General features: G+C 70.5%; 19 protein-coding genes and 2 pseudogenes. 4 read left to right on the forward strand and 17 right to left on the reverse strand.

Features of this window, described 5'->3' with window-relative positions; translation table 11 throughout:
* Window positions 1–88 precede the first annotated feature (88 nt).
* The gene (gene pknB, locus ACFWP7_RS20420) at window positions 89–2,107 is read left to right on the forward strand and encodes a Stk1 family PASTA domain-containing Ser/Thr kinase (protein WP_384382947.1); all 2,019 of its coding nucleotides are present in this window, start codon (window positions 89–91) and stop codon (window positions 2,105–2,107) included.
* Between the two features lie 101 nt (window positions 2,108–2,208).
* Here the strand turns inward: pknB and ACFWP7_RS20425 are convergent, their stop codons facing one another.
* The 13 genes and pseudogenes from ACFWP7_RS20425 to ACFWP7_RS20485 form a co-directional block, all read right to left on the reverse strand.
* Window positions 2,209–2,844 carry a TetR/AcrR family transcriptional regulator gene (locus tag ACFWP7_RS20425; protein ID WP_384382948.1) on the reverse strand — a complete coding sequence of 212 codons (636 nt, stop codon included), beginning with the start codon at window positions 2,842–2,844 and terminating at the stop codon, window positions 2,209–2,211.
* Window positions 2,845–2,957: 113 nt separating this feature from the next.
* The gene (locus ACFWP7_RS20430; RefSeq protein ID WP_384382949.1) at window positions 2,958–4,541 is read right to left on the reverse strand and encodes a bifunctional 3-(3-hydroxy-phenyl)propionate/3-hydroxycinnamic acid hydroxylase; all 1,584 of its coding nucleotides are present in this window, start codon (window positions 4,539–4,541) and stop codon (window positions 2,958–2,960) included.
* Between the two features lie 17 nt (window positions 4,542–4,558).
* A pseudogene (locus tag ACFWP7_RS20435) lies at window positions 4,559–4,675 on the reverse strand (fumarylacetoacetase); the annotation flags it as partial.
* 87 nt (window positions 4,676–4,762) lie between these two features.
* Entirely contained in the window at window positions 4,763–5,203 is a 441-nt protein-coding gene (locus ACFWP7_RS20440; RefSeq protein WP_384382950.1) for a VOC family protein, read from the reverse strand.
* A gap of 139 nt (window positions 5,204–5,342) precedes the next feature.
* Window positions 5,343–6,623 carry an MFS transporter gene (locus ACFWP7_RS20445; RefSeq protein ID WP_384382951.1) on the reverse strand — a complete coding sequence of 427 codons (1,281 nt, stop codon included), beginning with the start codon at window positions 6,621–6,623 and terminating at the stop codon, window positions 5,343–5,345.
* The gene (locus tag ACFWP7_RS20450) at window positions 6,620–7,864 is read right to left on the reverse strand and encodes an ATP-grasp domain-containing protein (RefSeq protein WP_384382952.1); all 1,245 of its coding nucleotides are present in this window, start codon (window positions 7,862–7,864) and stop codon (window positions 6,620–6,622) included. Before ACFWP7_RS20450 ends, ACFWP7_RS20445 begins: the two co-directional genes overlap by 4 nt.
* On the reverse strand, window positions 7,861–9,030 hold the full coding sequence (locus ACFWP7_RS20455) for a pyridoxal-phosphate dependent enzyme (RefSeq protein WP_384382953.1): 1,170 nt from the start codon (window positions 9,028–9,030) through the stop codon (window positions 7,861–7,863). The genes ACFWP7_RS20450 and ACFWP7_RS20455 overlap by 4 nt, the downstream gene beginning before the upstream one ends.
* Window positions 9,027–10,034 (reverse strand): ABC transporter substrate-binding protein, encoded by a 1,008-nt coding sequence (locus ACFWP7_RS20460; protein ID WP_384382954.1) that lies wholly within the window; start codon window positions 10,032–10,034, stop codon window positions 9,027–9,029. The genes ACFWP7_RS20455 and ACFWP7_RS20460 overlap by 4 nt, the downstream gene beginning before the upstream one ends.
* Window positions 10,031–10,861: an ABC transporter ATP-binding protein gene (locus ACFWP7_RS20465; protein ID WP_384382955.1), complete on the reverse strand. Its 831-nt coding sequence runs from the start codon at window positions 10,859–10,861 to the stop codon at window positions 10,031–10,033. Before ACFWP7_RS20465 ends, ACFWP7_RS20460 begins: the two co-directional genes overlap by 4 nt.
* The gene (locus ACFWP7_RS20470; RefSeq protein ID WP_384382956.1) at window positions 10,862–11,986 is read right to left on the reverse strand and encodes a FecCD family ABC transporter permease; all 1,125 of its coding nucleotides are present in this window, start codon (window positions 11,984–11,986) and stop codon (window positions 10,862–10,864) included. It abuts the gene before it with no gap.
* An 81-nt stretch (window positions 11,987–12,067) separates the two neighbouring features.
* The gene (locus tag ACFWP7_RS20475; protein ID WP_384382957.1) at window positions 12,068–12,835 is read right to left on the reverse strand and encodes a class I SAM-dependent methyltransferase; all 768 of its coding nucleotides are present in this window, start codon (window positions 12,833–12,835) and stop codon (window positions 12,068–12,070) included.
* A 197-nt stretch (window positions 12,836–13,032) separates the two neighbouring features.
* Window positions 13,033–14,028: pseudogene (locus tag ACFWP7_RS20480) on the reverse strand (PLP-dependent cysteine synthase family protein); the annotation flags it as partial.
* 135 nt (window positions 14,029–14,163) lie between these two features.
* The gene (locus tag ACFWP7_RS20485; protein ID WP_384382958.1) at window positions 14,164–15,501 is read right to left on the reverse strand and encodes an NtaA/DmoA family FMN-dependent monooxygenase; all 1,338 of its coding nucleotides are present in this window, start codon (window positions 15,499–15,501) and stop codon (window positions 14,164–14,166) included.
* Between the two features lie 542 nt (window positions 15,502–16,043).
* Here ACFWP7_RS20485 and ACFWP7_RS20490 point away from each other — a divergent pair.
* The 3 genes from ACFWP7_RS20490 to ACFWP7_RS20500 all read left to right on the forward strand — a co-directional run bounded on the left by ACFWP7_RS20490 (window position 16,044) and on the right by ACFWP7_RS20500 (window position 19,790).
* On the forward strand, window positions 16,044–16,961 hold the full coding sequence (locus ACFWP7_RS20490; RefSeq protein WP_384382959.1) for an LLM class F420-dependent oxidoreductase: 918 nt from the start codon (window positions 16,044–16,046) through the stop codon (window positions 16,959–16,961).
* A gap of 322 nt (window positions 16,962–17,283) precedes the next feature.
* The gene (locus ACFWP7_RS20495; RefSeq protein ID WP_384382960.1) at window positions 17,284–18,393 is read left to right on the forward strand and encodes an LLM class flavin-dependent oxidoreductase; all 1,110 of its coding nucleotides are present in this window, start codon (window positions 17,284–17,286) and stop codon (window positions 18,391–18,393) included.
* Window positions 18,390–19,790, forward strand: coding sequence for an NtaA/DmoA family FMN-dependent monooxygenase (locus tag ACFWP7_RS20500; protein ID WP_384382961.1), 1,401 nt, complete (start codon window positions 18,390–18,392; stop codon window positions 19,788–19,790). Before ACFWP7_RS20495 ends, ACFWP7_RS20500 begins: the two co-directional genes overlap by 4 nt.
* A gap of 73 nt (window positions 19,791–19,863) precedes the next feature.
* Here ACFWP7_RS20500 and ACFWP7_RS20505 read toward each other — a convergent pair whose 3' ends face one another.
* From ACFWP7_RS20505 to ACFWP7_RS20520, 4 genes are read right to left on the reverse strand one after another with little or no spacing between them, the layout of a single operon-like run.
* Window positions 19,864–20,886 carry an LLM class flavin-dependent oxidoreductase gene (locus ACFWP7_RS20505; protein WP_384382962.1) on the reverse strand — a complete coding sequence of 341 codons (1,023 nt, stop codon included), beginning with the start codon at window positions 20,884–20,886 and terminating at the stop codon, window positions 19,864–19,866.
* A 55-nt stretch (window positions 20,887–20,941) separates the two neighbouring features.
* Window positions 20,942–22,735 carry a dipeptide ABC transporter ATP-binding protein gene (locus ACFWP7_RS20510; protein WP_384382963.1) on the reverse strand — a complete coding sequence of 598 codons (1,794 nt, stop codon included), beginning with the start codon at window positions 22,733–22,735 and terminating at the stop codon, window positions 20,942–20,944.
* Entirely contained in the window at window positions 22,717–23,643 is a 927-nt protein-coding gene (locus tag ACFWP7_RS20515) for an ABC transporter permease (protein ID WP_384382964.1), read from the reverse strand. Before ACFWP7_RS20515 ends, ACFWP7_RS20510 begins: the two co-directional genes overlap by 19 nt.
* On the reverse strand, window positions 23,640–24,599 hold the full coding sequence (locus ACFWP7_RS20520; RefSeq protein ID WP_384382965.1) for an ABC transporter permease: 960 nt from the start codon (window positions 24,597–24,599) through the stop codon (window positions 23,640–23,642). The genes ACFWP7_RS20515 and ACFWP7_RS20520 overlap by 4 nt, the downstream gene beginning before the upstream one ends.
* Between the last annotated feature and the right edge of the window lie 60 nt (window positions 24,600–24,659).

Raw genomic sequence — 24,659 nt, forward strand, 5'->3', positions numbered from 1 at the left:
GCTGTGCAATTATCTGCTCGTGCTGCTGTGACGTGGCGGCTCGGCGCGCTGTCGCCCCCTGCGCAGGCGCCGACTTCCCGATCCCGTAGTGGAGAAGCCAGTGAATTTCGGCGGACCAGACGACCTGACCTCCTCCCATCCGGTGCCGGTGGCCGTCGTCGGGGGCCGGTACGAGCTGCGCCTGCTGCTCGGTTCCGGGGGGATGGCCGAAGTGCACCTCGCGCACGACGCCCGGCTCGACCGACTCGTCGCCGTGAAGACCCCGCGCGCCGATCTCGCCCACGACGCGGAGTTCCAGGAACGGTTCCGCCGGGAGGCCCAGTCGACGGCGTCGCTCAACCACCCCGCCATAGCCGCGGTGTACGACACGGGCGAGGACGCCTCCATGTCGTACGGCGGCGGATGGGCGGGCGCCGGATTCCCGCTGCCGTACCTCGTGATGGAGTACGTCGACGGGACGACGTTGTGTGAAGCCCTCTACTCCGGACCGCCGTTGACCGTCGAACGTGCTCTGGACCTGACGGCCGGTGTCCTGCGGGCCCTCGACCACTCCCACCAACAGGGCATCGTGCACCGGGACATCAAACCGGCCAACGTCATGGTGACGCAGGCCGGTCAGGTCAAGGTCATGGACTTCGGGATCGCCCGCGACGCGCGCGACGTCGGTATGACGCAGACGTCCGTCGTCATCGGCACTGCTCAGTACCTCTCGCCGGAACAGGCGCTCGGGCAGGACATCGACGCCCGGTCCGACCTGTACTCGGTGGGCTGCCTGCTGTACGAACTGCTCACCTTCCGCCGCACGCCGTTCACCGGTGACTCGCCGATGGCGGTGATGTACCAGCACATCCAGGAGGCTCCGAGCCCGCCGAGCCTCTACAACCCCGGGATCGGCCCCGACGTGGACGCGATCGTCCTGCGCGCCCTGCAGAAGAATCCCTGGTACCGCCACCAGTCCGCCGGGGAGATGCTCGCCGACATCGAGGCACTGTTGAGTGCGAGATCGAGCACGGGAGTGAGTACGGGATCGGCGGCGGCTGCCGCGCCCCGGACGGAGGGGACCGACGACTCGTACGACGGAGGCGGCTCGTACGACCGCGACGCCCCGCAGGGTGGCGAGGAGGGGGCCGGGCGCCGCCGGGGGAGCGTGGCGCTGGTCGTGGCCGGCGTCGCCGTGCTGGTCGCGGCGCTCGTGGTCGGCTGGCTCATGTTCGGGCGGGGCGGGGTCGACGACGGCACGGTGGCCGTTCCGGGGCTGGTCGGCATGACTCTCGACGAGGCTCGGACTGCGGCGGACAACGTCGGCCTCACGCTCACCGTGGCGAAGCGCGAGTCCTGCGCCGACCAGCCCACGGACTACGTATGTACGCAGAGTCCGACGGACGGCGAACTCGACAAGGGGGAGGCCGTGTCGGTGACCGTCTCCACCGGCGCGCCGAAGGTGGAGGTGCCGGATGTCGTCGACAAGGACGAGGACGACGCCTCCGGCATCCTGGAGGGCGAGGGTTTCAAGGTGAAGCTCCGGCACGTCGAGTCCACGGAGGACCCCGGCACTGTCCTCGAGCAGGACCCCGAGGGCGGCGACAAGGTCGAGAAGGGCACCGAGATCACCCTCACGGTGGCCAAGGCGGCCGAGAAATCCACCGTTCCGGACCTCACGGGCAAAACGGCGAGCGAGGCCCGGGAACTGCTGGCCGAAAATGACCTGAAGCCGGGTGACACGACCGAGGTCGACAACGGAGCCGAGGCCGGCACTGTCGTCGGACAGAGCGTCGCCTCCGGCGAGGAGGTCGATCCGGGCTCGACGATCGACATCCAGGTCGCCAAAACCGTGGAGACCGTGCAGATCCCCACCGACATCGTCGGCAGCACCCTCAGCGAGGTCCAGGACGAACTGGGCGGGCTCGGGCTCCAGGTCAGTGTCGCCTCCGGGTACTCCCAGGCGTCCGACGCCGTGGTGACGTCGAGTACCCCAGCGGCGGGAAGCGAGGTCGAGGCGGGCAGCACCGTGATCGTCGTCACTGAGGACACGAGTGACGAGTCGTCGGGCGACGAGACACCGGCCGACGACACGGCGGCGACGTCGCCGACGGACGGCGGTCAGTGAGACGACCTCACCGACGCCGGACGTCCGCGAGCCCTCAACCGACCGCATGCGGTTGAGGACTCGGGTGGGCGACGACGGTGTCGGCCCTCAGGACTCTCTCTTCAGTCAAGGTCGGGCAGGGGTCGCCAGGCGACTTCGCGGGCGTCCTCGGGCGGGACGCCCAGCATGCGCAGCAGCATTTCGGCCAGGCTTGATGCCGCCTCGTCGCCATCGCGCTCGGGCTGGGCGAACCGGAGCTCCACCAGTGCCAGCAAGGAACCGCCCAGGGCGGTCACCGCGATGGTTGGGTCGGTGATGGCGAAGCGGCCGGAGGCCATGCCGACCTCCAGGTCACGCATGGCGCGCGGAGCCAGGCCCGAGTCCGCGTGGAGGTGGCTGAGGCCACGGTGACGCAGAACCTGCATCAGCTCGGGCCGGGAGTTGGCCAGGCGTGCGCTGAGGCGGAATCCACCCGCGAGGAGTTCCGCGGGGTCGTCGACTCCCTGAAGATGCTCGTCGAAGGCTTGGCCGAACTCTTCGAGGGCGTCCCGTACCGCCGCGTCGAACAACTCGGCCTTCGACTCGAAGTGGTTGTAGAAGGTGCCGAAGCCGACGTCCGCCCGGTCGGCGATCGTCTGGATGCTCGCGCTGGTGTCGCCGGTCTCGGCGAGTATCTGCCGGGCCGCGCGGACGAGCGCCTGACGAGTCTCGGCGCGGCGTCGTTCGAAGCGGTTGCGAGGGGGCGCTGACGTGGGCATACGTGCGACTCTATCAATGTGACCCATCCGCCACAGTTCTGATGAGCTGGTCAGTACATCGCAGCCAGAACTTCGGCTCGGGTGTGGCAGACCGCCTTGAGCGGCGGTGTCAGTCATCGCGTGAAACTCCTCGACAGGGCGGCGAACGAGCTCTGTTCGACGTACTCGCGGGTGGTGCACAGCAGGGGTGCCCAGACGGCTGTGTCGAAGAAGGCCCGGCCGTTCGTCGGGACAACGTCCATCACGACGCGGTCGGGGCGCAGCAGAACGGCGTCGGCGCGGCCTCGCCGCAGCCAGACGGCGAGGGTGCCGTCGTCGCGGAGTTCGCCCACGGGCACCGCCCGGGTGCCGAGCCCGTGGGCGAGTGCCTTCAGCGAGGGTGAGGGGTCGGCGGCGGTCAGGATGGTGAAGGTGTCGCCGAGTACTTCGTCGAGACGGGCCCGCCGTCCGTCGGCGTCGATCCACGGCTGCGGACAGTGGGTTCCCACGAGGCGGCTGCCCCGGCGGGTACGGCGCCCCACGAGAGGCCCGGCGGCCAGTGCCGGGCTGAGGTCGCGGTTGGCCGCCTCCGTCAGGCCGGGTATGCGGCAGATCACGGACAGGAGTCTGCGGCGCAGCGCGGCGGCGCCGTCCTGACCGCCGGTCATGGCCCAGCCCAGGACGACCGCGAGCCGGATCACATGCCGTGGGTGCGGCTTGCGCTCACTCTCGTAGGCGTCCAACAGCCGCTCGTCACCGCCTTGTCGGAGGACCCGGGCGAGCTTCCAGGTGAGGTTGTAGGCGTCACGCAACCCCGAGCACAGCCCCTGTCCGATGAACGGCGGCGTGAGGTGGGCCGCGTCGCCCAGGAGAAGGACCCGGCCGCTTCGCCAACGGTTCGCGACCCGCGCCCGGAAGGTGTACTCGCTCTCGCGGACGATCTCGAAGTCCCCGTCGTACGAGGGCGGCAGCCACGGAGCGACCAGCTCACGGACCGGCTCCCGCCCGTCCCGCAGCCGGAACTCCCAGCGGTAGCGGTCTTCGCCGACGCGCATGAAGGTCGCGGGCCGGTCCGGGTCGCAGACCTGGTCGACGCCCTCCCAGGAGCGGACGTCGACCGTCGTCCGCACGTCGATGACGGTCCAGCGTTCCTCGAAGCGCAGGTCCTCCCATACGGCGCACATCGCCTCGCGGGTGAGGCTGTTCGCACCGTCGCAGCCGAGGACCGCGTCGGCCAACAGGTGGTGCTCGCCGTCGGGAGCGCGGTACGTCACGCGCACCGGGCCCTCGGTGTCCGGCCCGATACCGGTGACCTCCACTCCGCTCCGCAGTTCGCACTCCGGGCGCCGGGCCAGGGCGTCGCGCAGCAGTCGCTCCAGTGCGGGCTGCTCGAACATGCTGGTCTGCGGGTAGCCGTGCGGGCCCTGCTCAACACGGCGGAACTCGGCCATCACCCGGTGCCGGGCGTCGAGCAGCCGCAGCCCCTTGCCAGGGCGGGCCATCGCGGCGAACGCCTCGCCGACGCCCGCGGCCTGGAGGATCCTGCGTACCTCGTCGTCGACGACGACGGCACGGGGGAGCGGATAGGCGTCCTGGTGGCGTTCGAGAATGATGCTGCGGATTCCGCGGCGGGCGAGGAGGAGTGCGGTGGTCACGCCTACCGGTCCGGCGCCGATGATGGCGACGGGGATGTCCGAGGAGGGGTGCTCGATGCTCATGCGCGGCTCATTTCGGGTCCGGTCAGCAGCAGCTCGCCGGGGTCCAGGGGCTTGAAGCGGGCGAGCAGCGTGAGGGCCTGTGCCGGGCGGAGGCTCGTGGCGGTGAGGGTGCGGTCCTGACGCGGATCACTGTTTTACTCACGGTGCCCTCCCGGCAGCGTTGCCGTAATGATGAAATTATCAGATCTGGTAATGCGATCGTCGATAGATCCATCAGGCCATCAGCTGAGCTGCTCGGCCAGTCCGACGAGAATGCCCTCGGGTCCGCGGACGTAACAGAGCAGATAGCTGTCCTCGAACTGCGCCACCTCGCCGACGAGTTCGGCACCATGGGCTTGCAGGCGGGCAAGGACGTCCTGGATGTCGTCGACGGCGAACATGATGCGGCGAATGCCCAGTGTGTTCGTCGGTGCGACGGCAGGCTCGGCGCTGATCGCCTGCGGTGTATGGAACTGCGTGAGCTCCAGCCGACTGTGGCCGTCCGGGGTCCTCAGCATCGCCAGGTCCTGTCGGGCGTTGTCGAGCCCGATGACACGGTCCACCCAACGTCCCTCGATCGGCATCCTGCCCTCCAACTCCATGCCGAGTTCTACGAAGAACGCGATAGCGGCGTCAAGGTCGGCGACAACGATGAGGACGTTGTCCATCCGCTGGATCGTCATGACGGGTCTCCTTGGTGGTAGTGCCCCGGTGGCGGCATCTGCCCCTGGGACGGAGCCGCCAGACCGTTCTCGACATCCTCTGACACTTCTTCGTCGAGACCCCTTTGACGCACCAGTACCAGTGCCTGTCCCGACCGAGTCAACGCGTCCGTGCTGTGGCCGGGCGGTCCGGGTCGGCTGTGGTGGCGCCCGGCCGGAGACGGCGCAGCGTATGGATCAGCAGCGGGGGGAGCAGCGCGCCCTGCACCGCGACCGCTGTCCAGAAGAGTCCGGCGTGACCGGAGCGTTCTGCCAGTTCGTAGCCCCCGCCTCCCGCGATGCCGCTGGCGAACGCGCCGATTCCGGCCGCCAGGCGTTGGTGGCCGAAGACGACGGCGGGCGTGCGGCTGGACCGGTTCAGGGCTTCGAGGTCGTTCTTGAGGAAGAGGATGATCTCGCCGAGGCAGATGAGCAGGGCTCCGGCCAGGATGGCGGCCGGGTGGCCGAGGGCGAGGGTGGCCATCCCGGTGGCCAGCGCGGCGAAGCCGAGTCGCAGGGCCCGGGGGTAGGGCAGGCGGGCTATCCAGTCCGACAGGAGGGGCTGAGCGACGACCAGAAGCAGGGCGTACAGCGCGAGGACCAGGGCGTAGAAGAACGTCGAGGTCCGGGGTACCGCGTAGACCGCGAGGTAGTGCTGGAAGAACATGAAGACGTACACGCTGAGCACGGTGATCGCGAAGGGCATCGGAGCCAGTCCGGCGAGTGTCTTCTCCCGGCGCCGGGGCGGCCCCTCGATGTCGACTCTCCCTTCGTCCGGTCGGCGGTCGGGTTTCTCCACGGGCAGCAGTGCGTGCCCCACTGTGATCGCTGCGAACAGCACGGAGACCGCCGTGAACAGCCCGGCCGAGGCGCTGAGTACGAAGGGTGCGGCGGCGATCGGGCCGAGGGCGACACCGGCGTTGAGGGCGGAACTGCTCGCGGACAGCAGCAGCGGGCGCTGCTGCTCCTCCACGTGGTGCACCAAGTACCCCTTGTTGGCAGGCAGATAGAGCGCTGCACCGCAGGACACGAGGAAGAGCGCGGTGACAGCCGCGGCCGGATGACTCAGCCCCGGCAGGAAGCAGGCGAAGCCCGCCGTACGGATCACCAGGGCGAGCAGCATGGTGCGCTGCAGCCCGATCCGCTCGGCGATCGCGGCCCCGACGACGCCGCCGGAGAACTGCACGAGCGAGGCGATGGCGAGCACCACGCCGACGGTGCCGAGCCCGATGCCCAGCCGCTCGTGCAGCAGGATCGACATGAACGGCAGCACGGCGAAGCTGCCCAAGGGGATCAGGAATGAACCGGCCAGCAGGAAGTACTGCGGGCCGGTGAGTGCCTTGAGCGGAGCGAGGCGGGAGCGCGGACCTCCGCCCGGCTTCCGCGACGACGTCGTAGTCATCCTCGGTCGTCGTCGTCCGTCGCGACGACCGGCCGTACGCTTCCGGCGGCGCTGAGCGCCCGGTGCAGGGCCAGTTCGGCCGTCGCAGCCTCGGCCAGGACGATGCCTGTGCAGCTGCGCTGGTCGCTCAGGTGCTCCACGCGCCGGCCGGGGACGGCGGTGGGGTACCACTCGGGCGAGCCGGGGAAGGCGGACAGACCGTCCAGGCCGGTCCAGCCGATGAGCGTGCCGGGCCGGTCGGGGTAGACGAGCACGAAGGCGGTCGCGGGACCGGGGGTGTCATCGACAGCAACGGTGTCCAGCAGCGCGGGGCGGCGGCCGAGAGCCGTGTCGACCATGGCGTCGTAGACATTGGTGCCCAGGGCGCGGCACAGTGCCTCGCCGACGAGCGCGCCACCGATACGACGGTTGATCTCCACCAGTTCCGGGCCCTCGGTGGTGAGGACGAACTCCACGTGTGCGAAGCCGCTGTCGTGGCCGGCGATCGCCAGTACGCGCGCCACCCAGTCCTGGATCAGGTCGAGTTCGGGGCGGGGGAGGGCGACGGGGAAGGCCGCCGCCTCCTCGCGTACGGAGGGCTCGGGGGAGATCTGCCGGCTGAGGACACCGAGCAGTTTCGTCTCGTTCTCCCAGCTGAGGGTTTCCGCGCTGTAGACGGGGCCGGAGAAGAAGGGTTCGGCGAACAGCCGTCCGTTGAAGGGGCGTTGGGCGGCATCGGTGAGGGCCGTACGCAGCTGGTGCTCGTCGCGTACCGGCCAGACGTTGCGGGAGGAGGTGCCCGCGGAGTCCTTCAGGATGGCGGGCAGACCGACCTCACGGAGGATCTCGACGGCCGCCGAGGAGGGATCGACGGGAACGGCGAGAGCGCCACCGCGGCTGAGGCCACGCTCGTGGAGGAGGTTGCGCACCCGGCTCTTGTCCCGCAGTTGACGGACCGCGGTCGGATCGGGTCCCGGCAGCCCGAGTTTGGCGGCGAGGTCGGCGCCCGGGACGCTCCAGGTGTCGGTCGAGTTGATGAGCCCGCACAGGTCGGGCACGGCGGCCAGAGCGGCGGCGCAGGCGGCTTCGTCAGTGGTGTCGAGGTCGACGATGTCCAGTGCCGTGGGGTCGAGGTGGGCGAGTTCGTGGCGGTAGACGTCCCGGTTGCCGGTGAGCAGACACAGGCGGTGTCCGGCGTTGCCGGCCGCCTCGATCAGGCGTCCCAGGCCGAAGGTGAGTGCCTCCAGGGCGGCGATGGTCACGATGCCTGGTCCTCCTTGGTCGGTGCGGCGAGCGAGACCGCTGCCTCCGCGGGAAGAGCGGGAACAGCGGGAACAGTCGGAGCAGAGGGCACGGCGGGAGCAGAGGGCACGGCAGATTGCCGTACGTCGTACCGCCGCCGTTTCCACTCCATGACCGACCAGGGCAGCGCGAGGTCGGTGAGGCTGGTGATCTGGTGGGGCTTGAGCGTGCGCGGGTCGAGGGCCTCGTGGTGGCGGGCGAAGACGCGTTCTGTGTAGCGGTGACCGGTGTCGGCGCCGATGACCAGGTGCGTGCGCTCGGGGTCGCGGGCGGCCTCCCAGCCCGCGACGAGGTGGGCGGCGCCGGTGGACAGGCCGGCGAACACGGCGTGTTCCCGCAGCAGACCGACGGCGCCGGCCATGGCGTGCCGGAAGTCGAGCCAGTGAAGGGTGTCGTAGAGGTCGTGGCGAACGTTGTCGAACGGGATCGAGCTGCCGATCCCGGCGATGATCGCCTCGGGGTCGCTGAACCCCTCGCTGCCGAAGGTGACGCTGCCGAAGGGCTGGAGTCCCAGCAGGCGTACGTCTCGCCCGCGTCCGCGAAGTGCCTCGGCCAGCCCGCCGCTCGACGAGCCTGTGCCGACGGCTCCCACCACGGTCAGCGGCACATCGGGCAGCGCCCGGTCCACCAGGTCGGCGAACTCCTGGTAGCCGGTGTAGTGGACGCCGTCGTGGTACTGACGCATCCAGTACAGGCCCGGCCGTTCGGCCAGCAGCTGCCGGACTCGCCGGACCCGCCCCTCCTGGTCGAGTCTCAGATCCTTCGAGGGCGGCATCTGGTCCACGGTGGCGCCGAGGATCTCCAACTGGGCGCGCATCGTGGCGTCGACCGTGGTGGAGGCGACGATGTGGCAGTGCAGGCCGTAGCGGTGGCAGGCCATCGCCAGGGCCAGAGCGTAGATGCCGCTGGAGCTGTCGACGAGGGTCTGACCCGGTTTCACGGTCCCGCGCGCCAGCAGTGTGCGGACGGCGCCGAGGGCGGCGTACACCTTCAGCGTCTCGAAACGGGCCAGGACCACGTTGCCGGACAGCCGCAGCAGGTCCGGAGCCTTGATCGCGTCGGTGATGTGCTCGTGGACCGGGGCGCCCGGTGCGGCGGGTGCGATGCGCGCTGGGGTCACCGTCACAGCCCGACCGAGCGCAGGTAGCGGCCCAGGTCCTCGGCACCCGTGACGTTGCGCGGGCCGCTGACCGCGTCGCCGTAGGACATGACGAGGAAGCGGTTGTCCTTCACCGCCGGTATCGACTTCAGGCCGGGCATCGACTTGAGAAAGGCGATCTTGTCTTTGGCCGGCTGGTCGGCGTAGTCGATGATCACGATCACCTCCGGCTTGGCCTCGATGACCGGTTCCCAGCCCACCGTCGTCCAGCCCTTGTCGAGATCGCCGAAGACGTTGGTGCCGCCGGCCGCGGTGATGACGTCGTTCGGAGCGGCGTGCCGGCCGGCGGTGAACGGCTGGTCGGTGCCCGAGTCGTAGACGAACACCTTTGCCGGGTCGTCCCCGGCGGGCCAGGTCTTCTTCAGGGCGGTGACACGGTCCTTGAGGTCGGTGACGAGTTCGTCGGCCCGCTTCTCGACACCGAAGATCTTCCCCAGGTTGTCGAGGTCGGTGTAGAGCGCCTCCAGCGGTGTCACGTCGACGCTCTTGTCGCCGTAGTCCCAGCAGGTCTCGGTGTGCAGATAGCTGGCGATGCCGACCTTGTCGAGCAGGGCCGGGGTGATACCGCGTTCCTCGCTGAAGCCGGAGTTCCATCCGGCCAGTACCCAGTCGGCCTTGGCGTCGACGACGATCTCCCGGGTGATGCGCTCGGTGCCCAGCCGTTCGACCTCGGAGTAGTCCTTGCGCCAGGGCGAGCCCTCGATGGACGGGTCGCCGAGCTCGTTCATGACGTAACCGCGCATCTGGTCCGCCAGGCCCAGGGAGAACATCTTCTCCGCGCCGCTGACGTCGTAGGCGACCGGGCGCTCGGGCCGGGCGTATGTGACGTCCTCGCCGCAGTTGGAGACGGTGACCGTGGCGGGCTCGGCCTCCGCCGCGGGCTCGACGTCCGCGCCGCAGCCGGTGGTCACCAGGAACCCGGTCGCCAGTAGTCCGGCGGCGAGTGCGCGGGGGAACGGTGGTCTGATCACGAGTGTGGTCCTTCCGGGGGAGCGTCGGCTGCTGTGGGGGTGCCGGCGGGCGCCGGGGCGAGGTCGTAGAGCAGTTGCGGGGTTCCGGTCCGTGGATGGGGCACGACCATGGCGTCGACGCCGAACACCTTGCGGACCAGCTCGGGCGTCAGGACCTCCGCGGGAGTACCCGAGGAGACCAGACACCCGGAGCCGAGCACGGCGATGCGGTCGCAGACCTGGGCCGCCAGGTTGAGGTCGTGCAGGGCGGTGAGGACGGTCAGTTCGGATGAGCGCAGGAAGGAGAGCAGCTCGATCTGGTGCCGTACGTCCAGGTGGTTGGTGGGCTCGTCCAGGACCAGGACGCGGGGCTCCTGGACGAGGGCGCGGGCGACGAGTACGCGCTGGCGCTCGCCTCCGGACAGGGTCAGCACGCTGCGGTCCGCGAGGTGGACGATGTCCAGCCGGTCCATCGCCTGCCGGCACAGCTCGCGCTCGCGAGCGGTCAGCGGATGGTTGCCGCGTGCGTGCGGAGAACGGCCGAGGGCCACCACCTCCTCGACGGTGAAGTCGAGTTCGGTGTGGCTCTCCTGGGTCAGGGCGGCGATCGAGCGGGCGCTGTCACGCAGCTTCAGCGAGGTCAGGTCGGTGCCGTCGAGCAGGACGGCGCCGGAGGTCGGCTTCAGCGCCCGGTAGACGCAGCGCAGAGCGGTGGACTTGCCGCTGCCGTTGGGCCCGACGAGCCCCACGATCGAACCGACGGCCACATCGATGTTCAACCGGTCGACGAGCGCCCGCCCGGCCGCCTGGACGGACAGGTCGCGCAGCGAGAGGACAGAGGGGGCCATCTACTGGCCTCCGAACAGATAGCCGCGCCGCCGCATCAGCACGACGAACACGGGCACACCGATCAGTGCCGTGATCACGCCGAGCGGCAACTCCTCGGGCGCGAACGCGGTACGGGCCACCAGGTCGACCCAGACCATGAAGCAGGCCCCGGCGAGCGGCGCCACGGCCAGCACCCGCCGGTGAGTCGAGCCGACCCAGATCCGTACGACATGGGGAAGCACCAGACCGACGAACCCGATCGCGCCGCTGACCGCCACGATCAGTCCGGTGACGGCCGCGGTGAGCACGAACAGCCCCCGCCGCAGGGCGTCAGCGTCCACGCCCAGGCTCGCCGCCGTCTCGTCCCCCAGCGACAGCACGTCCAGCGACCGGCTCTGCCGCAACAGCACCACGACCGCGACCAGAACCGCCGCCGCCACCAGGGGCAGCGACTCCCAGGTCGCCGACCCCAGGCTGCCGAGCAGCCAGAACAGCACCGTCCGCGCGGCCTGCCCGTTCGGAGAGAGGAAGACCAGGACACTCATCAACGCCTGGAATCCGTACGCCAGCGCCACCCCGGTCAGCACCAGCCGCAGCGGCGTCAGGCCGAGCGGACCGCGTGCGGCCAGGTACACCAGCACCGTCGCACCGAGGGCCCCGAGGAACGCGGCGGCCGACAGGGCGAAGACCCCAAGACCCGCGAAGATCCCGAACACCACGACGGCCGTCGCCCCCACGGACGCACCCGACGAGATACCCAGCACGAACGGGTCCGCGAGGGCGTTGCGCACCAGTGCCTGGATGGCGACGCCGACGACGGAGAGCCCGGCGCCGACGACCGCCGCGAGCAGCACCCTGGGGGTGCGCACATGCCAGACGATGGAGTACCCGGTCACCTCGTCCGCCCCGATGCCGCCACCGGTGAGAGCCGCCCACAGGAAGTGCACGACATCGGTCGGCGGCACGACGGTCGGTCCCAGCGCGATGCCGGCCACGACGGAGACCACCAGCGTGACGGACAGCGCCACGAGTGTGCTCAGCAGTCTGCCGCGGCCTGCGGGGCGGTCCTCCGGATCCTGGTGCGGCTCCCTCTCCGAGGAGACGGCGGGACCTGCGGAAGAGGTCCCGGATGCGGCCCCGGTCATGAAGTCCCCTCATTCGCACGGAAGTTGCTCGGCGGAACGCGTCGAACTCCGCCCACTGATCAGTAGTCGGAGCGACGTGCCTCAGAGTTCCCGCGTACCGGGGTCGAGTTTCGGCCGTGTTCCGCGCACGATCAGCCGTCGCGCGCGGTTGTCGTACGGGCCGCCGTCGAAGTCGCCGTAGCACCGCACGTCGGTGAAGCCGGCCGCCTCGAGGAGGGCGCGCAGTTCGGCCGCGCTGTAGAGGAAGGAGGTGATCGACGCCTCGCGCGCCACCCCGTCGCGCACCAGCGTCCAGTCGGTGCGCAGCCGTGTCCAGTTGTCCAGGACGGTGTCGCGCTGCACCACGTACGCGCCGCCGTCGAGCTCGACGAGCTTGGGCCGGCCGATCCAGCCCGCGAGGACCTCCTTGCCAAGGACGTCGATCAGCAGCCGCCCGCCCGGTGCGAGTGAGTCGTGGGCGTTGCGTAACACGCGTGCGTTGTCGGTCGGTTCGTCGAAGTAGCCGAACGACGTGAAGACGTTGAGTATCACGTCGTACGACTCCGGCTCGACGTGCGTCAGCATGTCCGCCTGGACCAGCCGGACTTCGACCCCGGCCGTCGCGCAGGCGGCTTCGGCCCGTTTCAGCATGACGGGGCTCAGATCCACCCCCGTCACCGGGTGACCCCGACGGGCCAGCGGCACCAGATACAGGCCGGGCCCGCAACACAGGTCCAACACCCGGCTGTCGGGCGGGAATTGCAGCAGTGGCGACTCGGCGACGACGTCCGCCGTCTCCGATCGCCTGCGCTCGGAGAACATGGTCTCGGAGAAGTCCGACCAGAATCCGTCGTCCTCGTACCAGTGCATACGGCTGCAACCTCTCACCGGGCCGGTTGGGACCGGGCGCCGGAGCGCCGCGACCTCGTGAGCGCGGCGCTTCTCCTGCAGTGGTCGGATGCCGATCGGCTCTGGTTCCAGGCGGGTTCAAGAGGGGCGTGGCGCGAGCGTCTTCCGGTGTCGGGCGTTCGGCGGCGAGTCGTACGGAGAGCTCAGCCGTGGTCTTCCGGATGTGAATCGCCGCTGTCCGGCAGGCCCAGTTGGTGCAACCAGTTGTCGTCGAAGACCTTGGAGAGATAGTTGCGGCCGGAATCGGGCAGCAGGACGACGACGAGGTCGTCCGGGCCCAGTTCGGCCGCCACCCGAAGTGCGGCGGCCACCGCGGTGCCTGCGGAGCCGCCGACCAGCAGTCCCTCCTCGCGGGCCAGCCGCCGGGCGGTCCACAGCGAGTCGCGGTCGCTGATCCGCTCGAATCGGTCGACGACCGCCGGGTGGTAGGACTCCGGCCAGGTGTCGTCCACGGTCTCCGGGTGGCGGAAGCGGCCGATGCTCTCCACGTAGTACGGGCTCCCGTCGCCGCCGGAGTAGAGCGAGGCCTCCGGGTCGGCGCCGACGACCGTCACCCGGCCGTCACTTATCTTCTTGAGGTATTCGCCGGTCCCGGTGATGGTGCCGCCGGTGCCGATGCCGCACACCAGGTGGGTGATCCGTCCGTCGGTCTGCCGCCAGATCTCCGGTCCGGTGGTGCGGTAGTGAGCCTGCGGATTGGCCGGGTTGTCGTACTGGTTGGCCAGCCAGCCACCCGGCGTCTCCTCGGCGAGACGGACGGCCACGGAGTGCACATGGTCGGGATGCTCGCGCGGTACGTCGGACGGGCAGACGATGACCTCGGCGCCGTAGGCACGCAGTACGGCGATCTTCTCCGCGCTGCTCTTCTCCGGGACCGCGAAAACGCAACCGTAGCCGCGCTGCGCGGCGACCATGGCCAGGCCGACTCCCGTATTGCCCGAGGTGCCCTCGACAATGGTGCCGCCGGGCAACAGCAACCCGGCCTGCTCGGCCGCTTCGACCATGGCCAGCGCGATGCGGTCCTTCACGCTGCCGCCGGGGTTGACGTACTCCAGTTTCACGTAGACCGGAGTGGACACCGCGCCGGTGACGCGGTTGAGCCGCACCAGTGGGGTGTTGCCGACCACGTCGGCCAGGGATGCGTGGACGTCCAAGGCTGTGCTCCTTGCGTCAGACTGTGCCGCCGAAATCGGGATGTCAGTGCAGTGCCCGGGCCGCAGCGGGGTGGGGGATGAACGGGACGGGGCCGAGCGCGTACGGCGGGGGAGACTCGGCGTCGGTCGGCTCGGCTATGACCGCGTCTGCGTTTCGGGTCCGACCTGGACCAGCACGCCGGCGCGGGGCGGCAGTTCGAGTCCGAGGTTCTCGCGCAGGGTGGTGCCGGTGTAGTCGTCGGCGACGATCTTCCGTTTGCGCAACTCGTGCAGCAGGCCGTTGACGACGAAGTCGTGCAGCCGTGGGTCCGCGAGGCCGCCGAGCGAGATCACGTCCAGAACGCCTGCCCGGAACCGTTCCTCAATGGCGTCGGCGAGCTGCTCGGGTGTTCCCGCGACGGCCCAGTGCCCGGTGTCCTGGGCCGCGATGACAAGCTCCCGCAGGGTGTAGCCCTGTCGCGCGTAGCCGGTGAAGATGTCGACCCGGCCGCGACGGCGGTTCACCGAGGCGATGTCAGGCAGCAGGCTCTCCGGCAGCGTCGCGTCGAGGGGGACCTCCGACAGGTCGACTCCGCCGCCGAGCATGTCGGCGACCTGGGCGCGCCCGCGTTCGAAGTCGATCGCCTCGCGCCGCTCGCGTACGAGCCGCTGTGCTTCCTCCTCGGTGGCGCCGTAGGTGGCATGGAACGAGCTGAAGATCAACGGGAGTCCGCCAGCCCGTCCGAGTCGCTCGGCCTGGCCGCGGATCTTCCGGGTGAAGTCCACGGCGATGTCGAGGGTGGGGAGCGAGGTGAAGACGATCTCGGCGTAACGGGCGCCCAGGGCGGTGCCCGCTGCGGACTGCCCGGCCTGGATCTGCACCGGGCGTCGCTGCGGAAGCGGCGGAATATTCAGCGGACCGGCCACGGTGAAGAACCGGCCGGAGTGGTGGATGGGGTGCACCCGGTCCCGGTGCAGCACCGCCTTGCCGTCCGCACCGACGGTCAGCGCACCTGGTTCCCAGCTGTCCCACAGCGCGTTGACCACCTCCAGCGTCTCCGCGGCGCGCGCATAGCGGTCCTCCGGGCTGGGCAGCTCGCCGGGCCCGAAGTTCTCCTCACCGATCGAGGACGTCACCAGGTTCCAGGCGGCCCGGCCGTTGCTGACGTGATCGAGCGTTCCGAACAACCGGGCCAGGTTGAACGGGTGGTTGAAGGTGGTCGAGACCGTGGCGATCAGACCGATCCGCGACGTCACCTGGCTCAGCGCCGAGACGAAGACCAGCGGCTCCTGCGACCCGATCGCGCCCTGGGCGTCGAAGCTGAGCAGGTCGGCGGTGAACAGCGCGTCGATCCGCGCGGCCTCCGCGAGCTTCGCCACCCGCACGGCGGTGTCCAGGGTCGATCGGGTGGGATCGACCGCCAGGTCGTAGGTCTCCGACGTGCCGCCGGCACCGGTCACGGTCTTCAGCGTCCTGGGCCGCTTCGCGCTCACAACTCGTCCATTCTCACCGGCATCGGTGACATCTCGGGGTGGAGGATTCTTCGGAGCGAACGAACACCCGGGCATGCCGGATCAGGTCCAGCTGGGCACCACGAGTGCGCGCGGGCCCGTCAGACGGTGGAGCGCGGGCCCGTCAGGGGAAAGCCGGAGCGAATGGTCAGCGACAGAGCGCGGCGTGGGTCCGGCACAGGTCCACGTGCCGGCGCTTCGTCCAGGCCGGCAGCAGAACCGCGGTTCCGGCCGGCCCGGTGCACGATGCCCTCACGGTGACTCCCATCGGCCTGGCGTCGGGCGGCGCCGCGGATCGCGACGCGCAGTGAGCGCGGCTTCGAGGAGCCAGGTCTCTCGGCCGTTCCTGATGGTGCGGGAAGAACGTACGTGGGTGCCGGGCGGCCTTGTCAAGACCGCACCGGCGCCGTCCCTGTCTGCAACAGCGCCGCAGGTACGCCGCCGAAAGAGCTGTTACGAGGCCGCCATGAGCTTGTCATGAACGAGCAGGAATGCCCGTCGCGCGTCTGCCGGTTGCTCTGTATATGACCATCGGAGTAACGCTGCCTCTGCAGGACCGGATCGACACAACGGTGCAACTCGCGCGGGAGGCTCATGAGGCCGGACTGCGCTCCGCGTGGTTCGGGCAGACCTTCGCGTACGACTCGCCCACGCTCGCCGCAATAGTCGGCCGTGAGGTGCCCGGGCTGCACGTCGGAACCGCCGCGATCCCGGTCTTCGGCCGCCATCCACTGCTCATCTCCAGCCAGGCCCAGACGGCCCAGGCCGCCACCGGCGGCCGCTACCACCTGGGGCTCGCACTCGGTACCAAACACCTGACCGAGACGGCCTTCGGCATCCCGTACGAGCGCCCCATCGCCCGGCTCCGCGAGTTCCTCACCGCCCTGCGCCAACTCGTGGAAACAGGCAGTGCCGACTTCCACGGAGAGCTGCTGACCGCCACCACGCCGCTGCCGGCGACGGTGCCGGGTGCCCAACCGCCGGTGCCGCTCCTGGTCGCCGCCATGGCTCCGCAGGCGCTGCGCGCTTCCGGCGAACTCGCGGACGGGATCATCCCGCTCCTGGCCGGCCCGCGCGCCCTCGCCGAGCACCTCGTCCCGGCCGTCACCGCCGCGGCACAGGCAGCCGGCCGGCCGGCGCCCCGGATCGTGGCCGTGGTGCCCGGCGTGGTCACCGCCGACACCGAAGCGGTACGGGAGACGGCGACCGAGAAGCTCGCGTTCTACGAGCAGTTCCCTTCCTACCAACGCGTCATCGGACTCTCCGGCGCCACCCGGGCCGCCGACCTGGCCGTCATCGGCGACGAGGAGACCGTCGCCGCCGAGGTACAGCGGTACCGCGAAGCCGGGGCGACAGAGGTGGTGTTCACCGCGACGGACCTGGGCGGTGAGGCGGACCGCCGCCGTACCTGGAAGCTGCTCGGAGAGCTCGCGAACTCCTGAGGCGCCCCGGACAGTTGGGTATCTCCGCCGGAGCCGACGAGCCGGCTGTGTCGCTGTCGCTGTCGTATGCACGTACATCTAATGGTCTTGACACCTTCCAGGGCCGACGAAGTAGGTTGAAGTGACCGGTCCCGGACGGGTGGAGGCCCCGATGCGTGCACGTGGCGCCGCACCGCACGGTGCCGGCACGGGGACGCGGCTCATCATCCGACGGCACGTCGACTACTGCCGTACCGCCTCCGCCGTCTGTCCTTCCGCACGACTCTGACCCCCGTCGGCCCGCCGGGCCGGCCGTCTCGTTGTGCCCTCGGAAGGAAACCCCATGTCCGGCCCCGCCCTGCGGCTCGCCGTCGAACTCGACGGCGACGGCGCCCATCCCGCGGCCTGGCGCCGCGCCGCCCACTCCCCCGACCACCTGCTGAGCCCGCGCCGGGTGGCCCGCGTCGCCGCCGCCGCGGAGAACGCCGGGTTCACCCTGCTCACCCTGGAGGACGGCGTACTCCCGCCCGGCGCCACGCCCGACGTGGTCGGCCGCATCGGCGCGGTGGAGCGGGCGGCGTTCCTCGCCGCGTCGACGAGCGTCATCGGCATCGCGCCGGTCGTCCCGGTCACCTATGCCGAACCCTTCCACGTGTCCAGCCAGTTGGCGTCCCTGGACCACATCTCGATCGGGCGGGCCGGGTGGGTGATGAGCGAAGAGGTACGTCCTGACGCGGCCCGCGCCTGGGGCCGCCCCCTCGTCGACGGCGCAGCCGCCCGAGCCCGCGAGTCCCGCGACGGCGTCGAGGTCGTCCGCGCCCTGTGGGACTCCTGGGAGGACGACGCGGTCATCCGTTCCGTGGCCACCAGCCGCTACCTCGACCGCGACCGGCTCCACTACGTCGACTTCACCGGCGACACCTATGCCGTGAAGGGCCCCGCGATCGTGCCGCGTCCGCCCCAGGGGCAACTCGTCGTGCTCGGCCGGCCCGACCTCGTGCCCGCCGCACAACTCGACGTCGCCCTCGTCGAGGGCCGCGACCTCGCCGAGATCACCGCGGCCGCCGCCGCCGCCGGAACGCCGCGCACCTTCGCGGAGGTCGAGATCGCCCTCGACACCGTGGACGCCACGGCCGAGGAGCGCGTCGCCGACCTCGAACGGCATGCGCCCTGGACCGACCACGGACGGCTGCGCCACATCGGCTCCGCCGCCGGACTCGCCGCGCTGCTCGGCCAGTTGAGGGGCGTCGTGGACGGCGTACGGCTGCATCCGCTGGTGCTCGACGAGGACCTGCTGGAGCTGTCCCGGCTCGTGCTGCCCGACCTCTTCGAGCGGCGGCACGCCCTCCGCCCGCTGCCCGGCGCAAGCCTGCGCACCCACCTGGGCCTCGACCGGCCCGCCAACCGTTACGCCGCCGGTGCGGCGTTCGAGGCCCTTGAGGAGACCCGATGACCCGCACCGACCCCCTCGACGTCCCCCGCCCGCACGCCCAGCTCCACTTCGGCGTCTTCTTCCAGGGCGTCAACCACTGGACCATCTGGTCCGACCTCGCCAGCGGCAGCCAGATCGACCCGACCAGCTACCGGCGCGTCGCCCAGACCGCCGAACGGGGCCTGTTCGACGCGTTCTTCCTGGGGGAGGGGCTGCGCCTGCGAGAGGTCGACGGCCGTATCCACGACCTCGACATCGCCGGGCGGCCGGACGCCATCACCCAACTCGCCGCACTGGCCGCCGTCACCGACCGGATCGGCCTGGTCTCCACCTCCAACATCACCTTCAACGAGCCCGCCGACCTCGCCCGCCGCCTGTCCGGTCTCGACCTGCTCTCCGAGGGCCGCGCGGGCTGGAACGTGGTGACGACCGACAACGCCTGGACCGGCGCAAACTTCCGCCGTGGCGGCTACCTCGACCACGCCGACCGCTACCGGCGCGCCGAGGAGTTCCTCACCGTCGCCCGCGCGCTCTGGGACGGCTGGGAGAACGGTGCCGTCTCCGGCTCCCCGGGCGCCCCCGCCTGGGCGGCACCCGGTGCCGTGCGCCAAGTCCGCCACCAGGGGCCACAGTTCGACGTCGACCTTGCGCCCACGCTGCCGCGCAGCACCCAGGGTCACCCGGTGATATTCCAGGCCGGGGACTCCGGTGACGGCCGGGACTTCGCAGCCCGCAACGCCGACGTCATCTTCTCCAGGCACGGCGAGGACTTCGACGACGCGCTCGCCTTCGCCGACGACGTCCGGCTCCGCCTGCGGGCCGTCGGCCGACCCGACGACGACCTGCGCATCCTCCCGGGTACCGAGATCATCGTCGGGGTCACCGAGGAGGAGGCCCTGGAGAAGAAGCGCTGGATCCGTCTCCAACAGGTCACTCCGGCAACAGCGTTGGGTATCGCCGGACTCCTGTGGGGCCTGGACCTCTCCGATCGCGACGCCGACGGGCCGCTGCCCAAGGAGGACCCCGTCGTCGCCGAGGACGACGGCTCCTTCGGCGCCCGGCGCGTCGTCGACCCGCGCAAGGTGGTCGCCGAGTGGCGGGAGAAGGCCGACGCACACGGCTGGTCACTGCGGGAGACCGTCATCGCGCTCGGTCCCCAGCGCGGCCATGTCGGTACCCCGGCAGGCCTCGCGGACAAGTTCGCCCACTGGGTGCGGCACGGCGCCGTCGACGGCTTCAACGTCACGCCGTACCTGATCCCCAGCGGCCTCGACGACATCGTCGACCTGCTCGTCCCCGCGCTACAGGAACGCGGTCTCTACCCCACCGAGTACACGGGTACGACGCTGCGCGAGCACCTGGGCCTGCGGGAACCCCTCACCCACCGCTCCACCACCGACCGGCGCCAGGCCGGCTGACCCGCCCCTCCTCCGCGCCGCCGGCCCACCCTTTCCCGGGGGTGGGCCGGTTGCACGTCCAGTCGTACGGAACTCATCGCGCTGTCTCCAACTGCGTCGGCTGCCAGCCCAGTTCGGGCGCGACCAGGTGGCGTACGTCGTGCAGGATCTGCTCGTACTCCTCCCGCCGGAACTCGTACGGCAACTCGATACGCAGCTCCGACACCGCCGAGACCACCGGGTCCGCCGCCAGTTGCTCCAGGATCTGCTCCGCCGTGCCGACCACGTCGGGTGCGAACAGGATCCGTTTCGGGCCCTGGGGGGCCAGGGTGCGGGCGTGGCGGCTCGCCGCGTACTCCAGGTAGCGGGTGCGGGTGGCCCGGTCGGCGCTGTCGAACGGCACGATCACGCGGCCCACCGCGACGCGGGCGGCGGACGGGGTATGCCGGAATTCGGTGAGGAGGTTCAACTGGGCCGTGATGAAGTCGTCGGTGCTCTCGCCGGTGACGATGTTGCCGGACAGCAGGTTGAGACCGTTCTCGGCGGCCCAGCGGACCGAGCGCAGGCTTCCTCCGCCGTACCAAATGCGGTCCACCAGGCCGGGGCTGTGCGGTTGCAGGCGCGGCCGCTGGGTGTTGCCCGGCGACTGGATCACGGTGTCCGGGCCCCCGAGATACCCGCCGCGCAGGTTGTCGACGACGCGGGCGACCCTGCCGTAGGACAGGTCGAAGGAGCGCCAGTCCCCGTCGTACACCAGGTCGCCGAGCAGTTCGGCGTGCGGCATGCCGGTGCTGAAGCCGACCTGGAGCCGGCCGCGGGACAGCACGTCGGCCAACGCCAGGTCCTCGGCCAGCCGGAACGGACTCTCGTAGCCGATCGGGATGACCGCGGTGCCCAACTCGACCCGCTCGGTACGCTGACCGGCCGCGGCGAGGAACACCGCGGCAGCGCCCACCCCGTGTTCGAGATGGCGTTGCCGGATCCAAGCGCCGTCGAAGCCCAACCGCTCGCCGTACTCGAAGAGTTGGAGGGTCTCCTCCAGGCCGGTGTACGGGTCGTCGTCGGCGAAGTTGCCCGGGGTGAGAAAGGCCAGCGAGCTGATGGTGGGGGTGCTCATGCGGTCTTCGTCCTCGTGTGGTGTTCGGTCCTCATTGCTTTGCTGTCCGGAGGCGTCACCGGCTCACCTCCGGGGCGATCGGGTCGGCGGACCCGCTCCCGCCCGAGGGCCGGCCGGCAGAGGCAGCCGAGGAGTGCCGGCCGCCGGGGATCGCCGCCAGCAGCTCCCGGGTGTAGTCGTGGCCGGGACGGGTGAACAGCTCCTCGCTGGTGCCTGTCTCGACGATGCGGCCGGCGCGCATGACGGCGACCTGATGCGCGATCTGGCGCACGACGGCCAGGTCGTGCGAGATGAACAGGTACGCCACCCCGGTGTCGGCCTGCAGTTCGGCGAGCAGGTCGAGGACCTGGGCCTGGACGGAGACGTCGAGCGCTGACACCGGTTCGTCGCAGACCACCAGGTCCGGCGACAGGGCGAGGGCGCGGGCGATCGCGACGCGCTGCCGCTGCCCGCCGGACAGCTCCGCCGGGCGGCGGCCAAGGACCGAGGCGGGCAGCGCCACCCGGTCGAGGAGCTCCTTGGCCCGGGCCGTCCGGGAGGCGCGGTCGCCGACCTTGAACGCGCGCAGCGGCTCGGTGATCACCTCGCCGATGGAGAACCTCGGGTCCAACGAGGCGTACGGGTTCTGGTAGACGAGCTGGGCCCGTCGGCGCAGCTGCCTGGCCTGTGCTCCGCGGGCGGTGGTGACATCGGCGCCGTCGAACAGGACGCGCCCGGCGGTCGGGTCGGCGAGGCGGAGCACCAGTCGGGCGGTGGTGGACTTTCCGGAGCCGGATTCGCCGACCAGCGCCAGTGTCCGCCCGCGGTGGAGGGTGAAGCTGACGTCGTCGACCGCTCGCAGTGTGCGGGCCGAGCCCGCGGCGTGGGGCAGCCGGAACTTCTTGACCAGGTTGCGTACCTCGACCAGCGGCGCCTCCTTCTCGGCTGTGGAGGGTGGGACGGCGACCGTGGCCCGGGGGCGTGCGGTGGTCAGGCTGGGAGCGCTGGCCAGCAGGCGTCGGGTGTAGTCGTGCTGCGGGTTCTCCAGGATGTCGCGGGTCGGACCGGTCTCGACGACCCGCCCCTGCGACATGACCACGATCCGCGCGGCCCGGTCGGCGGCGACGCCGAGGTCGTGGGTCACCAGCAGCACCCCGGTTCCGGACGCTTCGGTGAGGTGCTGCAGATGGTCGAGGATGACCCGTTGCACGGTGACGTCCAGCGCGCTGGTCGGCTCGTCGGCGATGATCAACTTTGGTTTGGCGGCGATGGCGATGGCGATCAGCGCCCGTTGCCGCATTCCGCCGGACAGTTCGTGCGGGTACTGCCGGGCGCGGGTGGCCGCGTCGGGCAGCCCGGCCAGGTCCAGGACGGCGATCGCGTCCAACGGCGCGGAGCGTCGTGTCGCCAGCCGGTGGATACGGAGCACCTCGGCGACCTGCTCACCGATGCGCTTGACCGGGTTGAGTGACACCGACGGGTCCTGGGGCACGAGGCCGATCCCCGCGCCGCGCACCGTACGCAGCTCCCGTTCCGTCAGCGAGGCGAGGTCGTGCCGGCCGAAGCGGACGGTACCGGCGTCGATGCCGCCGTTCGCCGCCAGGAGCCGGGTGATCGCATGCGCGGTCGTGCTCTTGCCGGATCCGGACTCGCCGACCACCGCGGTCACTTCGCCCGGCCATACGTCGAGGTCCACGCCCCGCACGGCATGCACGGAGCCGCCGCGGGTGCGGTACGACACCGACAGGTTCCGCACCTCCAGCAGCGGTTCCCGGGTGGCAGGCACTGCGGTGGTCACGGCCTCGTTCGTCACGGCGTCATCCGTCTCGGGTTCGTTCGTCAGCGGGCCGGTCATCGCTGCCGGGACCATTCGCCGTCCAGCGCGCGTGCGATGCGGTTGGTGGCCAGCACCGTCGAGGCGATCACCAGCCCGGGAAGCGCGGTGAGCCACCAGGCGTTGCCCAGGTAGTTGCGTCCGTCGGAGATCAACGTGCCCCATTCCGGCGCCGGTGGCGGCGCTCCGTAACCGAGGAAGCTCAGTGACGAGACGGCCAGGACGGCGGTGCCGAACTCCAGGGTGGCCAGCACGATCACCGGGCCCATCGCGTTGGGCAGCACATGCCGGCCAAGGACCGAGTACCAACGGGACCCGCAGGAGCGGGACGCCTCGACGAAGACCGCCTGGCGCACCCGCAGCACTTCCGCACGCATCACCCGTGCGAAGCCGGCGACGCTGGCGATCCCGACGGCGACCGCGACCTTCACCGTTCCATAACCCAGCGCGGTGACCAGGGCCAGGGACAGGAACAGCGCCGGGATCGACAGCAGTACGTCGACGAAGCGCATCACCACGTCCTCGACCCAGCGGCCCACGAACCCGGCGATCAGGCCGAGCGCCCCGCCGACCAGGAAGGCGACGCCCACCGCGATCAGCGTCGCCTTCAACGACAGCTGCGCGCCGTGCACCACCCGGGAGAACAGGTCACGTCCCAGTTCGTCGGTGCCGAACCAGTGCGCGCCGCTCGGGCCCTGGAAGTTCTGCGACGGCACCCCCTGCAGCGGATCCTGCGAGGTGAACAGCCCCGGCCAGAACGCGGCAAGGACCACGAACGCCACCGCGAGGACCGACGCCAGCAGGCCCGGTCGCAGCAGCAGGAATCGGATCACCCGCCTGGGTTCGAACCCGCGCACCGGACTCGGGTCGATGCCCGGCTCGACGGGCCGTGCCAGGCCGAGCGCGGCGCCGGCGGCGGCATCCTCGACAAGGGTTTCGCTCATGCGGGCCGCACCTTCCTGTTCGAGGTCACCACGATCCGCGGGTCCAGCAGCGGATAGACGAGATCGACGAGCAGATTGGCCGCCACGAAGATCAGGGCTCCGAACACCACCACTCCCTGGACCAGTGGAATGTCCTGGGCCGTGACCGCAGCGGCCGTCACCCGGCCCAGGCCGTCGCGGGAGAACACGGTCTCGACGACCACCGAACCGGCGATGAGCTGCCCGGCCAGCAGCCCGACGATCGTCAACGCCGGCAGTGAGGCGTTGCGCAGCGCGTGCCGCAGGTGAATGCGCAGTCGGCCGGCGCCCTTGGCCCGCGCGGTCTCCACATATGCCTGGTCGAGCGCCGTGAGCAGGCTCTTGGCCAGCACCTGCGAGACCAGGGCGCCGGTCGGGATCGCGAGCGTCACCGCCGGCAGCACCAGACCCGGCAGCCCGTCGTTACCGAACGCGGGGAACCACCGCGCCCGGAAGGAGAACAGCTCGACGAGCACCAGCCCGACCCAGAACGTCGGAACCGACACTCCCAGCGGCGGCAACGACAGCAACAGCTGCCGCAACCACCGCTGCGTGGTGTAGGTCGCCAGCACCGCAAGACCGCCACCGAAGACCACCGCGAGCAGCAGCGCCGCTCCGGTCAACTGCAGCGTCTGCGGCAGCGCGTCGGCCAGCGTCGAGGTCACCGGCCGACCGGTGGAGACCGCGTTCCCGAAGTCACCGCGCACCGCCTTGCCGAGATGGTCGGCGTACTGCACCAGCACCGGTTTGTCGAAGCCGTACTCATGCCGTAGTGCGGCGATCTGCGCCGGATCGATCTGGCCCGAGTCCGCTCCGGCGCCGGCCATCGCCGAGACCGGATCACCGGGCAGGTAGTTCAGTACGAAGAACGACACCGTGTACGCCGCCCAGAGCACCCCGAGTGCCTGTGCGAGACGCTTGATCACATAGCGACGCATTCCCTGCCCACCTCCTGCAGCCGACGACCGGATCGGACGCTCTGTCGCGCATCCACCGGC

Origin of the sequence: Streptomyces sp. NPDC058470, assembly GCF_042721055.1 — a bacterium.
Classification (GTDB): domain Bacteria; phylum Actinomycetota; class Actinomycetes; order Streptomycetales; family Streptomycetaceae; genus Streptomyces.

Bases quoted from the DNA above. Each gene is read 5' to 3' on its own strand.
- ACFWP7_RS20425 (WP_384382948.1), bottom strand. From the start codon at position 2,844: ATGCCCACGTCAGCGCCCCCTCGCAACCGCTTCGAACGACGCCGCGCC.
- ACFWP7_RS20430 (WP_384382949.1), bottom strand. From the start codon at position 4,541: ATGAGCATCGAGCACCCCTCCTCGGACATCCCCGTCGCCATCATCGGC.
- ACFWP7_RS20440 (WP_384382950.1), bottom strand. From the start codon at position 5,203: ATGACGATCCAGCGGATGGACAACGTCCTCATCGTTGTCGCCGACCTT.
- ACFWP7_RS20445 (WP_384382951.1), bottom strand. From the start codon at position 6,623: ATGACTACGACGTCGTCGCGGAAGCCGGGCGGAGGTCCGCGCTCCCGC.
- ACFWP7_RS20465 (WP_384382955.1), bottom strand. From the start codon at position 10,861: ATGGCCCCCTCTGTCCTCTCGCTGCGCGACCTGTCCGTCCAGGCGGCC.
- ACFWP7_RS20470 (WP_384382956.1), bottom strand. From the start codon at position 11,986: ATGACCGGGGCCGCATCCGGGACCTCTTCCGCAGGTCCCGCCGTCTCC.
- ACFWP7_RS20475 (WP_384382957.1), bottom strand. From the start codon at position 12,835: ATGCACTGGTACGAGGACGACGGATTCTGGTCGGACTTCTCCGAGACC.
- ACFWP7_RS20490 (WP_384382959.1), top strand. From the start codon at position 16,044: ATGACCATCGGAGTAACGCTGCCTCTGCAGGACCGGATCGACACAACG.
- ACFWP7_RS20495 (WP_384382960.1), top strand. From the start codon at position 17,284: ATGTCCGGCCCCGCCCTGCGGCTCGCCGTCGAACTCGACGGCGACGGC.
- ACFWP7_RS20500 (WP_384382961.1), top strand. From the start codon at position 18,390: ATGACCCGCACCGACCCCCTCGACGTCCCCCGCCCGCACGCCCAGCTC.
- ACFWP7_RS20505 (WP_384382962.1), bottom strand. From the start codon at position 20,886: ATGAGCACCCCCACCATCAGCTCGCTGGCCTTTCTCACCCCGGGCAAC.
- ACFWP7_RS20510 (WP_384382963.1), bottom strand. From the start codon at position 22,735: ATGGTCCCGGCAGCGATGACCGGCCCGCTGACGAACGAACCCGAGACG.
- ACFWP7_RS20515 (WP_384382964.1), bottom strand. From the start codon at position 23,643: ATGAGCGAAACCCTTGTCGAGGATGCCGCCGCCGGCGCCGCGCTCGGC.
- ACFWP7_RS20520 (WP_384382965.1), bottom strand. From the start codon at position 24,599: ATGCGTCGCTATGTGATCAAGCGTCTCGCACAGGCACTCGGGGTGCTC.